Raw genomic sequence first — 12408 nt, 5'->3', positions numbered from 1 at the left:
AGGGATGCGGGCAACGCGGGTCAGCGGCTGGACGACGCCGACAAGGCTCCCCATCTCGGCGCGATCGAGAGCGGAGCCGAAACTTGAGCCAAGACGCATTCAGGTCCGACGACCGGGGCAATCCGCCCCAGATGCACGCGACCACCATCCTGATGGTCCGGAAGGGCGGCCGTGTCGTGCTCGGCGGCGACGGCCAGGTGAGCCTCGGCCAGACGATCGTGAAGGGCAATGCCCGAAAGGTCCGGCGTCTCGCGAAGGGTGCGGTGATCGGCGGGTTCGCGGGTGCCACGGCCGACGCGTTCACGCTGTTCGAGCGCCTTGAAGCCAAGCTCGAACAATATCCTGGCCAGCTGACCCGCGCCTGCGTGGAGCTGACCAAGGACTGGAGGACCGACCGGTACCTGCGCCGCCTCGAAGCGATGATGCTGGTCGCCGATCGCGACGTCAGCCTGCTTCTGTCAGGTTCAGGGGACGTGCTGGAGCCGGAGAGCGGCGTGATGGCGATCGGCTCGGGCGGCAATTATGCGCTTGCGGCCGCACGCGCCCTGGAAGATGGCGAACTCGACGCCGAGGCGATCGTGCGCCGCGCGATGGCCATCGCAGCCGAGATCTGCGTCTACACGAACGGCAATCTCGTGATCGAGGCGCTCGACGCGGCCTGAGGCCATCCGGCGGACGCGCCTGATCGAAACGCCCTGACGGGTGAGACGGAGATCCGAAGAGCGATCCTGAGTGGGCCAGTCCGCGGCGTCGACCGCAGACTGGCGCCGCATCGCGTTCCCGACCCCGAGGGAGTCCAGCGCGGGCATCTTCGGCGAGATGCGAGAATACGCGTCCGGGCAATTGCTTTCTCCACGCCTGAACGAAGTCTGATATTCGGCCGTGATTTGACCGGCCAGAGTTCGGGCACGGCACCTGCTCGCTCACGAAGTACCTAGCCGTTCGCCGCGCCGACGTTCTCAATACCCGGTATGAATATTTCCGACTCGACTGCGAAGCGTCCGGCGATCACGTCGTCGGTTCCTTGTTGATGTCTTCCAGCGCACGCCCAGCCCGCATGATGTAAGACAAATTTTACATCGTGCAAATTAATACGTTCGTGCGAGATCAGAAAATCGGCGATGTCGCCGCGTAATGGGAACTGCAGGATGCGCTTCATCAACGATACCGGGCTTGTGACCAAGCTCTCGGTCGCATTCGGAACTCTGGCTGCAGTCACTATCGGCATCAGTGCGATCGGATACAGTCGTCTGTCAGCTATCGAGCTCACCAATGGCATGACGGAACACAGCTATAAGGTTCTGACGGAGCTCGAAAGCGTGACCACGTCGATGGTCAATCAGGAGACGGGTTTGCGCGGATACCTGCTGTCGGCCGATCCGAAGTTCCTTGAACCCTTCCGGGCCGGCCAGAAGGCCTTCAGCGCCTCCTTCGAGGCGGTGCGGGCCTTGACTGCCGACAACGGCGAACAGCAACGGCGCCTCGACGCGGTCGGTCAGTCCGCCCAAACGTGGTCCGACGTCGCCGCCAAGGAGATTGCGCTCGTCGAAGCGGGCAATCTTGCGAAGGCCCAGCAGAGCGAAGCCGGAGGCGTCGGAAAGGCATCGATGGACGCGTTGCGCGCCAAGGTTGGTGACGCGTCGCAGGCCGAGCGGGATCTCCTCACCATCCGGAGCACCGCGCAGGAGCAATCCTTCAGGACGGCCTATTTCACGAGCATCTTGGGCAGCGCGGCCAGCGTCGTGATCGCAGGTCTGCTGGGGATCCTGGTCTTCGCGATGCTTACGCGGCCGCTGAGCCGGCTCGTGGCCGTTCTTCAGCGGATGGCGCGGGGCGAGATCGAGGCGCCGATCGCCGAGGCGCAGCGCGGCGACGAGATCGGTGCGGTCGGGAAGGCCGTGGAGGGCATCAAGGCGATGGTGGCCAAGAAGGCGGCCGAGGACGCCGAGACGAAGCGCATCGCCGATGCGGCGGCCGCGGCCGAGCGGCGTAAGACCATGATCGAGCTGGCCGATGGCTTCGACCGCGCCGTGGGCGGCATCGTCGGCATGGTCTCGTCCTCGGCCACGCAGTTGCAGGCCACGGCCAGGACCATGTCGGCGACCGCGACCGAGACGTCGAGCCAATCGACCACCGTGGCGGCCGCGGCCGAGGAAGCCGCCTCGAACGTCAACACCGTCGCGGCCGCGGCCGAGGAACTGGGATCGTCGGTCCAGGAGATCGGCCGGCAGGTCAACGGCTCGGCCCAGCTGGCCCAGCTGGCGGTGACCGAGGCCGACCAGACCGGCGCACTCGTCCAGGAGTTGAGCGGGTCCGTGTCCCGGATCGGCGACGTGGTCGGCCTGATCTCCAACATCGCCGGACAGACCAATCTGCTGGCGCTCAACGCGACCATTGAGGCTGCCCGGGCCGGCGCCGCGGGCAAGGGCTTCGCCGTGGTGGCCGCGGAGGTGAAGGCATTGGCCGAGCAGACTGCGAAGGCCACGCATGAGATCTCCGGCCAGATCGCTCAGATCGAGACTTCCACCGGGCAAGCCGTGGCAGCCATCGGCGGCATAACCGGGCGCATCCGCGAGATCAGCAGCGTCGCCACGTCGATCGCGGCGGCTGTCGAGGAGCAGGGCGCGACCACGCAGGAGATCGTTCGGAACGTCGCTCAGGCGGCTCTCGGCGCCGGCGAGGTGACGACTAACATCTCCGGTGTCGCGGGCGCCGCCGAAGAGACCGGCGCCGCAGCCGATCAGGTCCTGAACGCGGCTTCGGAATTGTCGCGCCAGTCCGGAAACCCCACGGCCGAGGTCGGACGCTTTCTGGCAACCGTGCGGGCGGCGTGACGGATAGAACCGGAATCGCCGAACTGACAGGCGCACCTCTCAGCCAGTGGAGGTCGGGAGGTGCAGGTCGGAGAGCGCCAAGGTAGGTCGTCAGGCAGACAATCGGCCGTATGTTCTATCGCGCGTGGTCCGGGGATTGCCGGATGCTCCTCGGATCTCGCCGGGATCTGTCGGATACCGATATCGCCCCGGGTCGTGAGTTAACGACCCTTTGAACAATTGAAGCCATTTTGCCTCCAACCACGCCTCAGGGTTGGAATACAATGCAAATCGGCGGAAAGCTCCTGGGGTTCGTCGGCGCCTGCAGCCTGACGACGCTGGTCGTGGCGGGCGTCAGCGTGGCGACGCTTCAGAGCTTCGAACGCTCGTTGACCAAAGTCGAGAATGCCTCGATCCGGGCGCTGAATGCTGCGAACTTCAACCGCCTCGCCGCCGAAGTCACGATGGATTCGCGCGGCGTCTACGCGTCCGCCGACCGGACCGAGGCCGCGAAATACGCCGCCGGTGTCCGCAAGGGCTTGGCCGACATGGACGCGCTGCGGAGCGAGTGGGCGCCGCAGGTGACGGAGGCGGAGCGACCGCTCTTCGACGCGATGGCGCGCAATGCCGACGCGTTCCGAGCGCTGCGCACGGCCCTCGCCGAAGCGGGCGAGACGGTGAGCCCGCGCGCCGCCGCCGATCTCGGCTTCAACGACGCGAACCGCGCCAACCGCAAGGCCTTCCAGGCAAGCATCGACACCCTGGTGAATCAGGGGCGTGCCGAGATGGCGGCGATCAAGGGCGAGACGCAGGCGCTGTTCCAGGCGCGGACGCTGCTCCTTCTGGGTCTCGCCCTGGCCGGAGCCCTGATCTGCGGCGCACTCGGCCTGCTGGTCGGGCAGCGCCAGATCGCGCGGCCGCTGCGGGCGGTCTCGGACGCGATCCAGCGCCTGTCGCGCGGCGATCACACCCTGCCGGCCATTAAGCCGGGCCGCGACGAGATCGGGGCGATCTGGACGAGCATGCAGGTGTTCAGCGCGGCGATTCGGGACGCGGAGGCCCTGCGCCAGGATCACGAGCGCATGGATGCCGAGGCGGCCCTGCGCAAGCGCGCCGAGATGTCGAGTCTCGCGGACCGGTTCCAGGGCAGCATCGGCGGTCTCGTCGATCATCTCGCGGGCGCCGCGAACGGGATGGAGCGTGCCGCCGCCGCGATGGCCGGCAATGCCGAGCATACCGGCACGCAGTCGCAGGCCGTGACCCGTGCGGCCGAGACGACGGCCCACAACGTCGAGGCCGTCGCGGCCGCGACCGAGGAGCTGGCCGCCACCGCCAGCGAGATCGGGGTCCAGGTGACCCAGACCTCCACCGCTGCCGAGAGCGCCGTCGAGGCGGCGCGGCGGACGCGCTCCAGCGTCCAGGCGCTCGCCCGCAGTGCCGACGGCATCGGGCAGGTCGTCTCTCTCATCTCCACGATCGCGGGCCAGACCAATCTCCTGGCGCTGAACGCCACGATCGAGGCGGCCCGGGCCGGCGAGGCCGGCCGCGGCTTCGCGGTGGTCGCCACCGAGGTGAAGGATCTCGCGACCCAGACCGCCAAGGCCACCGAGGAGATTGCCGGCCAGATCGCCGCCATGCGCGCCGCGACCCACGAGGCGGTCGCCGCCATCGAGGAGATCGGCGGCACGATCGAGCAGGTCCACGGCATCGCGCTCGGCGTCGCCGCGGCGGTCGAGGAGCAGCAGCTCGCCACGCAGGAGATCGCCCGCAGCGTCTCCGAGGCCGCGAGCGGCACCCGGTCCGTCACCGAGACGATGGCGCATGTCCTCGAGGCAGCCCGCCAGACCGGCGCCAGCGCGGCCGAGGTGCTGGACGCCGCCGCCGACATCGCGCGCCGCTCCAACGGCCTCGGCGGCGAGGTCGCCGGGTTCGTGGCACAGGTGCGCGCCGCCTGAGCCGCGGCGGCGCTTCGCGCCGATGTTGCATTGCAGCGCCGGGCCCCGTAGGGTCCGGCCATTCGCAAGGACCCGGTGAAAGCCCGGGTGGCTCTTCCGGCCGCCGATCCGCCGGACCACGCATTCGAGGCGCTGATCGCTCCGCCCAAGCCGGCGGACACGCGTCCCGTGCGGAATGTTCATGTCACGCAACTTATCCGGAACTGCCGGCCTCCTTCACGGGTGGAGGTCGAACGTGCGCGCCGACGCCCTCTCGGGGATCGTCGTCGCCCTCGCGTTGATCCCCGAAGCCATCGGGTTCTCGGTCATCGCCGGAGTCGACCCGAAGGTCGGCCTCTACGCCTCGGTGGTGATTGCCTGCACGATCGCATTCGCGGGCGGCCGCCCGGCGATGATATCGGCGGCGACAGCCGCCACCGCGGTGGTGATGGTCGATCTCGTGCGCGAGCACGGAGTCCAGTACCTGTTCGCCGCCACCATCCTGATGGGGCTGATCCAGATTCTCGCCGGCCTGCTGAAGCTCGGCCGGTTGATGCGCTTCGTGTCGCAATCGGTCATGACCGGCTTCGTCAACGCGCTGGCGATCCTGATCTTCCTGGCGCAGCTTCCCGAGCTGACCGGCGTGACGCCGGCCACCTACGGGCTGATCGCCCTCGGCCTCGTGATCATCTACGGCTTCCCGCGGATCACGCGGGCGATCCCGTCGCCGCTCGTGGCGATCGCGGTGCTGACCACGCTCACGGCGGCGTTCCACCTCGACGTCCGGACGGTCTCGCATCTGGGCGCCCTGCCCTCGGCGCTACCGAGCTTCGCCCTGCCCGACGTTCCGCTCACCCTCGAGACCCTGCGGATCCTGCTGCCCTACGCGGTGACCCTGGCGGCGGTGGGATTGCTGGAGAGCCTGCTCACCGCGCAGATCGTCGACGACATGACCGATACCGGCAGCAACAAGAATCGCGAATGCATGGGCCAGGGTCTGGCCAACATGGCCTCGGCGGTGTTCGGCGGCATGGGCGGCTGCGCGATGATCGGCCAGTCGGTGATCAACGTCTCGTCAGGCGCGCGCGGCCGGCTGTCCACTTTGGTGGCCGGCGCCTTCCTGCTGGTGCTTCTCGTCGCGCTGCAGGGTCTGCTCGCCGTCGTCCCGGTGGCGGCGTTGACGGCCGTGATGATCATGGTCTCGCTGAACACCTTCTCGTGGCGCTCGCTGGCGCAGCTGCGCACCAACCCGCTGCCGTCATCGGCAGTGATGCTGGCCACCGTCCTGGTGGTCGTGGCGACCCGCGACCTCGCCATCGGCGTCCTGGTCGGCGTGCTCCTGTCCGGGGTGTTCTTCGCCGGGAAGGTGTCGCGGCTGAGCCGGGTGACCGCCGCGCTGTCCGCCGACGGCAGGACCAGGACCTACCACGTCACCGGCCAAGTCTTCTTCGCCTCGGCCGGCACCTTCACGGACGCGATCGACGTGCTGGAGCCGGTCGAGCGTCTCGTGATCGACGTGCACGCCGCGCATTTCTGGGACATCTCGGCGGTCGCCGCCCTCGACCGCGTGGTCCTCAAGGCCCGCGCAAGGGGACGCAGCGTCGAGGTGATCGGGCTCAACGCGGCGAGCGCCACCCTGGTCGAGCGTTTCGGCACGCACGACAAGGCCGGCGCATCGCCGTCGCTGGCAAGCCACTGAGGCGGCTATTCGCGCGCGCGCCGCCCTTGCGCGCGGCGGCGCGCGACCCCATTCCCGGCGCAGGGCCTGCGTGTCGGGCCGGGGAACAGGGATGGCTAAGCGGTGACGACGTTCTCTCCGCGCGAGATCGTGTCCGAACTCGATCGCTTCATCGTCGGGCAGCACGACGCCAAGCGCGCCGTCGCGATCGCGCTGCGCAACCGCTGGCGCCGCCAGCAGCTCACCGGGCCGCTGCGCGAGGAGGTGGCGCCCAAGAACATCCTGATGATCGGCCCGACGGGCTGCGGCAAGACCGAGATCGCCCGGCGCCTCGCCCGTCTCGCCAACGCGCCGTTCCTGAAGATCGAGGCCACGAAGTTCACCGAGGTCGGCTATGTCGGCCGCGACGTCGAGCAGATCGTCCGCGACCTCGTGGAGGTGGCGATCGGCCTGACCCGTCAGGTGAAGCGCGAGGGCGTGAAGGCCAAGGCCGAGGCCGCGGCCGAGAACCGGATCCTCGATGCCCTCGTCGGCCCCACCGCGAGCGCCGCCACCCGCGACAGCTTCCGCCGCAAGCTCCGCAACAGCGAGCTCGGCGACAAGGAAGTCGAGCTGGAACTGGCCGCCGGCGCGCCCGCGGGCCTGCCGATGTTCGAGATCCCCGGCATGCCGGGCGCGTCCATGGGTGCGATCAACATCGGCGACATGCTGGGCAAGGCCCTCGGCGGCCAGCGCGGCAAGCCGCGCCGTGTCCTGGTCCGCGACGCCTACGCGCCGCTGATGGCCGAGGAATCCGACAAGCTCGTCGACGACGAGGCGCTGGTGCGCGAGGCAATTCGCGAGGTCGAGAACAACGGCATCGTCTTCCTCGACGAGATCGACAAGATCTGCGCCCGCGAGGGCCGCTCGTCCGGCGATGTCTCCCGTGAAGGCGTGCAGCGCGACCTGCTGCCGTTGATCGAGGGCACGACGGTCGCCACCAAGCACGGCCCGGTGAAGACCGACCACATCCTGTTCATCGCCTCCGGCGCCTTCCACGTGTCGAAGCCTGCGGACCTGCTGCCGGAGTTGCAGGGGCGCCTGCCGATCCGGGTCGAGCTGCAGCCGCTCACCGTTGACGACTTCAAGCAGATCCTGACCACCACCGAGGCGAGCCTGATCAAACAGACCGTCGCCCTGATGGAGACCGAGGGTGTGACCCTCGCCTTCACGGACGACGCGGTGGACGCGCTCGCCCGCGTTGCCGTCGAGGTGAATTCCTCGGTGGAGAATATTGGTGCCCGCCGGCTGCAGACGGTCCTGGAACGGGTGATCGGCGAGATCTCCTTCACGGCCACTGACCGGTCGGGTGAGACCGTCCCGATCGATGCCGCCTATGTGCGGGCCCGGGTGCAGGATCTCGCGGCCAACGCGGATCTGAGCCGGTTCATCTTGTGAGCACCCTCGGGCGGGGCGCCCCGTCCGCAGTCGCGCTGTCGGTCGCGGCCCTGGTCACCGGCATGGTCTCGCTCCAGTGCGGGGCCACCTTTGCCAAGAGCCTGTTCCCGGCCGTCGGTGCGGCGGGGACGTCGGCGCTGCGGGTCGGCTTCTCGGCGCTGATCCTCATCGCCGTATGGCGGCCGTGGCGACGGAGCCTGCCGGCGCGGGAGGCGGGCTGGATCGCGCTCTACGGCGCGGCTCTGGGGCTGATGAACCTGCTGTTCTACCTAGCCCTGGCGCGGCTGCCCCTCGGGCCGGCCGTGGCGATCGAGTTCGCCGGGCCACTGGCGGTCGCGCTGATCGCCTCGCGGCGCCGATCCGATTTCCTGTGGATCGGCCTCGCAATCCTCGGGCTGCTGCTGCTCCTGCCGATCGCCACCACCGACGGGCTCGACCTCGTCGGCGTCGCGCTGGATCTCGGGGCGGCGCTGGCCTGGGCGCTCTACATCCTGTTCGGCCAGCGCGCCGGCCGGGTCGATGGCGGCCAAGCGGTCTCGCTCGGCATGTTCACCGCCGCGCTCGTGGTGGCACCGTTCGGTGTGGCCGAGGCGGGGGCGAGCCTCCTCGCACCCGGAATCCTGCTCTCCGGGCTCGCTGTGGCGATCATGTCGAGCGCCCTGCCCTACTCGCTGGAGATGACGGCCCTTCGCCGCCTCGATCGGAAGAGCTTCGGCGTGCTCATGAGCCTGGAGCCGGCCGTCGCAGCCTGTGCCGGCCTCGTGCTGCTGGGGGAGCGAATCAGTGCCGTGCAATGGCTCGCGATCGGCCTCGTCATCGCGGCCTCCGTGGGGATCACCGTCGGTTCGCGGCGATCGGCACCCCAGGCGGCGATCCTGGAGACGTGAGCGGCGTTACTTGCCGGCGAGGACGCGCGAGGCGACGTTGATGTACTTGCGTCCGGCTTCCTGGGCGTGAAGCACGGCGTCGCCGAGCTTCTCCTCGTCGCGGACGCTGGCGAGCTTGATCAGCATCGGCAGATTGATCCCCGCGACGACCTCGACCGAACCGCCGTTCATGCACGAGAGCGCCAGATTGGACGGCGTGCCGCCGAACATGTCGGTGAGCACCACCACGCCGTCTCCGGTATTCACGCGACAGACCGCGGACATGATGTCCCGTCGTCGCAGCTCCATATCGTCCTCCGGCCCGATCGTGATCGTTTCGATCTGATCCTGCGGGCCGACCACGTGCTCCAGAGCGGCCTTGAACTCGGTCGCCAGCAGCCCGTGAGTGACGAGCACCATGCCAATCATCGACACGTGTTCCAACGTCCTGTGTGTGCTGCCATGTTGTGCATCGCACAGCCCCCCACAAGGCGAACGCGACTTTTTTGCCCGGACATTGCTGTGATCATGCCATGGCTGCCGCGTGCGCGCCATGGGGGGATACCACCGTTGCGCGACTCGGCGCACCTGTGCGGCTGCGAAGTCACGGCTGCGCTTTTCGCAGCGCCGAACGGATGATCAGCGGCGCGAGGCCGGCGGAACGCACGCCGGCGTCCAGGACGACCCGCGGGAGCCTGACCCCGAGGACGAGCGCGGCCTCGGCGGGTTCGGGAAGGCGCGGCGCCTCCGCGACGAGATCGACCGCGAGTTGCAGGACCGTCTCGGCGCTGGGCGTGACGCCGAGATCGGCCAGCGACAGGATACCCTGCCCCCGCACCTCGACCCGGCCGGCCAGCGCGGGATGAGGCCGGGCCACCAGCCGCCCCTCCTCGACCGCGCAGACGACCCGGTCGTCCGCCACGAAGGTTCCATCCTCGCCGGATGCGAGCAGCAGCGCCAAGCTCGACTTCCCGGACCCGGACTCGCCGCGGACGAGGATCCCCGCGCCGCCGAGCGTGCAGCAGGCGGCGTGGAGAACGATCATCAGGCGTGAAGCTGGCGGGGCGCCGCCGGCAGGCGCACGATGAAGCGCGCGCCGCGGATCGTCGGCTCGCCCTCCTCGTCGGGTGCGCCGGGACGGTTCTCGGCGCGGATCGTTCCGCGATGCGCCTGGACGATCTGGCGCGAGATCGACAGGCCCAGGCCCGAATTCTGGCCGAAGCCCTGCTCGGGCCGGTCGGTGTAGAAGCGCTCGAAGATCCGCTCCAGAGCGTGCTCCGGAATCCCCGGACCCTCGTCCTCGCAGACCAGCTCGACCTCGCCCCGGACCCGCCGCAGCACGACGCGGACCTTCGCGTCCGAGGGCGAGAACGAGCGCGCATTGTCGAGGAGGTTGTTGACGACCTGTCCGAGCCGGCTGTCATGGCCGATGATCGTGAACGGCGCATCGAGGTCCGACGCCGTCGCCTCGACGTCGAGATGGATGAGGCAGTCCTTGGGCCGGCGTCGCTCGTTGGCCACCGACACGACCGTGGTGAGCAGCCGCCGCAGGTCGACCCGGCGCGCCTCCGCGCGGGCGAGTTCGGCATCGAGGCGCGAGGCGTCGGCGATGTCGCTGATCAGCCGGTCGAGGCGCTTCACGTCGTGCTGGATGATCGCCATCAGCCGGCCGCGCGAATCGTCGGTCTTGGCAAGCGGCAGGGTCTCCACCGCGCTGCGCAGCGAGGTGAGCGGGTTCTTCAGCTCGTGGCTGACATCGGCCGCGAAGCTTTCGATGGCGTCGATCCGCCGGTAGAGCGCCTGGGTCATGTCGCGGAGCGCCCCGGACAGGTGCCCGATCTCGTCGGTGCGCTCGGTGAAGTCCGGGATCTCCTCGCGGGTCTTGATGCCCATGCGCACCTTCTCGGCGGCCTCCGCGAGGCGGCGCACCGGGCCCGCGATGGCGCCCGCGAGCAGAAACGACAGCACCACCATCACGGCCGAGGCGACCAGGAAGACCTGCAGGAGGCCGAAGCGCTCCGAGGCGATGACGCGGTCGATGGCGTCGCCCTGCGTCGAGATGAGCAGCGCGCCGCGGACCGAGCCGGCCCGGTGGATCGGCACGGCCACCGAAACGGTGGTCTCACCGAGCTTGTTGCGCCGGACGAGGCTGCCGCGGTTGCCGCCGAGCGCGGCCTGGACCTCGCGGAGCGAATGCCCGTTGACCGGACCGGTCTCCTCGGCCTGCTCGGTGCGGCTGCGGAACAGGCCACCGAGCTTGGTCTGGATCGTCTCGAAGGCGGATTCGAGCATGCCCGGCTTGTGCGGCTTGGGCTCGAGCGGATCCGGCCGCCCGGCGTCGCCGCGCTTGAACAGGGTGCGGGTGTCGAACAGGAGGCCGCCCTCCTGGTCGTAGACCCGGGCGCGGTTGCCGGTAGGGGTGACGAGGCGCGAGAGGAGCGGCGCCACCTTCTCGGGGTTGAGCGAGAAGGCGAGCGGCTGCGATTCCTCTTCCACCGCCTCCCCGGCCTGCTGCTGGAGCAGCTTGTCGGGATCGATGCGGATCGTGTCGGTATCGACGGACGCGGAAGCCGCGATCGCCCCCGCGATGATCTCACCCTGGATGGCGAGACTCTGGATCCGGGCCTGGATGAGGCCTTGGCGGAACTGGTTGAGGTAGAGGAACCCGACGAGCAGCGCGATCAACCCGACGAGGTTGAGAACCACGATGCGGCGCGTCAGGCTCGGCGAGGCGCGCTGGCCGACCGCGTCCCAAAGGGCGCGGGGCCAACCGAGCGGACGGGACAGGGCTTGGGCCAGCGAGGGACGGGCCGGGGCATCCTCGGCCTGGGCGGGCATGCGGGCGGACACGCGGCGGACCCTGAAGATCACGCCTCCTTGAACCGGTAGCCGACGCCGTAGAGCGTCTCGATCATGTCGAAGCTCTGATCGGTCACCTTGAACTTCTTGCGCAGCCGCTTGATGTGGCTGTCGATGGTGCGGTCGTCGACGTAGACCTGATCGTCGTAGGCCGCGTCCATCAGGGCATTCCGGCTCTTCACCACGCCGGGACGCTGCGCGAGGGCCTGGAGGATCAGGAACTCCGTCACCGTCAGGGTGACGGGCTCGCCCTTCCACGTGCAGGTGTGGCGCTCCGGATCCATCATCAGCGCGCCGCGCTCCAGAGAGCGGGCGGCGACCTCCTCGGCCCCGCGCGGCGTAGCGCCGGGGGCCTCCTTGGCGAAGCGGCGCAGCACCGCCTTCACCCGCTCCACCAGCAGCCGCTGCGAGAACGGCTTATGGATGAAGTCGTCGGCGCCCATCTTGAGGCCGAACAGCTCGTCGATCTCCTCGTCCTTCGAGGTCAAAAAGATCACGGGAAGGTCTGATTTCTGCCGCAGGCGTCGGAGAAGCTCCATTCCGTCCATGCGCGGCATCTTGATGTCGAAGATCGCGAGATCGGGCGGCGAGTGCCGCAGACCGTCGAGGGCGGAGGCGCCGTCCGTATAGGTCTGGATGCGGTAGCCTTCGGTCTCAAGCGCGATCGACACCGACGTGAGGATGTTCCGGTCGTCGTCGACGAGGGCGATGGTCGGCATGCGCGGTCCCTGACTGAACGGGCTCAGGCGCGGTCCCGGCTCAATGCACAGGCCGCGCCACGTCCCGGCCCCCGAGGGGCAGGCGGACACGCGAGACGGACC

Annotated in this window: 11 protein-coding genes and 1 other annotated feature; of the genes, 6 read left to right on the top strand and 5 right to left on the bottom strand. The window is 69.0% G+C overall.

Annotation, left to right across the window (positions count from 1 at the left end; genetic code table 11):
- Positions 1 to 131 precede the first annotated feature (131 nt).
- Positions 132 to 662, top strand: a complete 531-nt coding sequence (hslV, locus tag M6G65_RS32860; RefSeq protein ID WP_192707359.1) for an ATP-dependent protease subunit HslV — start codon at positions 132 to 134, stop codon at positions 660 to 662.
- Positions 663 to 934: 272 nt separating this feature from the next.
- Here hslV and M6G65_RS32855 read toward each other — a convergent pair whose 3' ends face one another.
- Positions 935 to 1159, bottom strand: coding sequence for a hypothetical protein (locus M6G65_RS32855; protein WP_250103395.1), 225 nt, complete (start codon positions 1157 to 1159; stop codon positions 935 to 937).
- Between M6G65_RS32855 and M6G65_RS32850 the strand changes: the two genes are divergently transcribed.
- The 5 genes from M6G65_RS32850 to M6G65_RS32830 all read left to right on the top strand — a co-directional run bounded on the left by M6G65_RS32850 (position 1149) and on the right by M6G65_RS32830 (position 8749).
- Complete coding sequence (locus M6G65_RS32850) at positions 1149 to 2834, top strand: methyl-accepting chemotaxis protein (protein ID WP_238194403.1); 1686 nt, start codon at positions 1149 to 1151, stop codon at positions 2832 to 2834. The two genes, M6G65_RS32855 and M6G65_RS32850, sit on opposite strands and share 11 nt — an antisense overlap.
- A 263-nt stretch (positions 2835 to 3097) precedes the next feature.
- On the top strand, positions 3098 to 4768 hold the full coding sequence (locus M6G65_RS32845) for a methyl-accepting chemotaxis protein (RefSeq protein ID WP_238194402.1): 1671 nt from the start codon (positions 3098 to 3100) through the stop codon (positions 4766 to 4768).
- A 65-nt stretch (positions 4769 to 4833) separates the two neighbouring features.
- Positions 4834 to 4889 (top strand) — a sequence feature (sul1 is cis-regulatory element that is thought to sense ions involved in sulfur or methionine metabolism; They are found in Alphaproteobacteria).
- 60 nt (positions 4890 to 4949) lie between these two features.
- A complete protein-coding gene (locus tag M6G65_RS32840) occupies positions 4950 to 6446 on the top strand; it encodes a SulP family inorganic anion transporter (RefSeq protein ID WP_238194401.1) in 1497 nt (498 codons plus the stop codon).
- A gap of 102 nt (positions 6447 to 6548) precedes the next feature.
- Entirely contained in the window at positions 6549 to 7862 is a 1314-nt protein-coding gene (gene hslU / locus M6G65_RS32835; RefSeq protein ID WP_250103394.1) for an ATP-dependent protease ATPase subunit HslU, read from the top strand.
- A gap of 62 nt (positions 7863 to 7924) precedes the next feature.
- Entirely contained in the window at positions 7925 to 8749 is an 825-nt protein-coding gene (locus M6G65_RS32830) for an EamA family transporter (RefSeq protein ID WP_238194498.1), read from the top strand.
- A gap of 6 nt (positions 8750 to 8755) precedes the next feature.
- On the opposite strand, the gene M6G65_RS32825 is transcribed toward M6G65_RS32830, so the two are convergent.
- The 4 genes from M6G65_RS32825 to M6G65_RS32810 all read right to left on the bottom strand — a co-directional run bounded on the left by M6G65_RS32825 (position 8756) and on the right by M6G65_RS32810 (position 12306).
- Positions 8756 to 9157 (bottom strand): PTS sugar transporter subunit IIA, encoded by a 402-nt coding sequence (locus M6G65_RS32825; protein ID WP_010682249.1) that lies wholly within the window; start codon positions 9155 to 9157, stop codon positions 8756 to 8758.
- Positions 9158 to 9332: 175 nt separating this feature from the next.
- Positions 9333 to 9773, bottom strand: coding sequence for an HPr kinase/phosphorylase (locus M6G65_RS32820; protein ID WP_238194399.1), 441 nt, complete (start codon positions 9771 to 9773; stop codon positions 9333 to 9335).
- Positions 9773 to 11566, bottom strand: coding sequence for a sensor histidine kinase (locus tag M6G65_RS32815; protein WP_250104325.1), 1794 nt, complete (start codon positions 11564 to 11566; stop codon positions 9773 to 9775). Before M6G65_RS32815 ends, M6G65_RS32820 begins: the two co-directional genes overlap by 1 nt.
- Before the next feature lie 29 nt (positions 11567 to 11595).
- Positions 11596 to 12306 carry a response regulator transcription factor gene (locus tag M6G65_RS32810; protein ID WP_010682252.1) on the bottom strand — a complete coding sequence of 237 codons (711 nt, stop codon included), beginning with the start codon at positions 12304 to 12306 and terminating at the stop codon, positions 11596 to 11598.
- Positions 12307 to 12408: the final 102 nt, after the last annotated feature.

Origin of the sequence: Methylobacterium tardum (assembly GCF_023546765.1) — a bacterium.
Classification (GTDB): Bacteria; Pseudomonadota; Alphaproteobacteria; order Rhizobiales; family Beijerinckiaceae; genus Methylobacterium; species Methylobacterium tardum.
The sequence above is the reverse complement of the archived record's forward strand: the minus strand, read 5'-3'. Positions and strand labels throughout refer to the sequence as shown.

Excerpts from the sequence above, each read along its gene's own strand:
- hslV (WP_192707359.1), top strand. The coding sequence starts at position 132 with ATGCACGCGACCACCATCCTGATGGTCCGGAAGGGCGGCCGTGTCGTG.
- M6G65_RS32850 (WP_238194403.1), top strand. The coding sequence starts at position 1,149 with ATGCGCTTCATCAACGATACCGGGCTTGTGACCAAGCTCTCGGTCGCA.
- M6G65_RS32855 (WP_250103395.1), bottom strand. The coding sequence starts at position 1,159 with ATGAAGCGCATCCTGCAGTTCCCATTACGCGGCGACATCGCCGATTTT.
- M6G65_RS32845 (WP_238194402.1), top strand. The coding sequence starts at position 3,098 with ATGCAAATCGGCGGAAAGCTCCTGGGGTTCGTCGGCGCCTGCAGCCTG.
- M6G65_RS32840 (WP_238194401.1), top strand. The coding sequence starts at position 4,950 with ATGTCACGCAACTTATCCGGAACTGCCGGCCTCCTTCACGGGTGGAGG.
- M6G65_RS32830 (WP_238194498.1), top strand. The coding sequence starts at position 7,925 with ATGGTCTCGCTCCAGTGCGGGGCCACCTTTGCCAAGAGCCTGTTCCCG.
- M6G65_RS32825 (WP_010682249.1), bottom strand. The coding sequence starts at position 9,157 with ATGATTGGCATGGTGCTCGTCACTCACGGGCTGCTGGCGACCGAGTTC.
- M6G65_RS32820 (WP_238194399.1), bottom strand. The coding sequence starts at position 9,773 with ATGATCGTTCTCCACGCCGCCTGCTGCACGCTCGGCGGCGCGGGGATC.
- M6G65_RS32815 (WP_250104325.1), bottom strand. The coding sequence starts at position 11,566 with ATGCCCGCCCAGGCCGAGGATGCCCCGGCCCGTCCCTCGCTGGCCCAA.
- M6G65_RS32810 (WP_010682252.1), bottom strand. The coding sequence starts at position 12,306 with ATGCCGACCATCGCCCTCGTCGACGACGACCGGAACATCCTCACGTCG.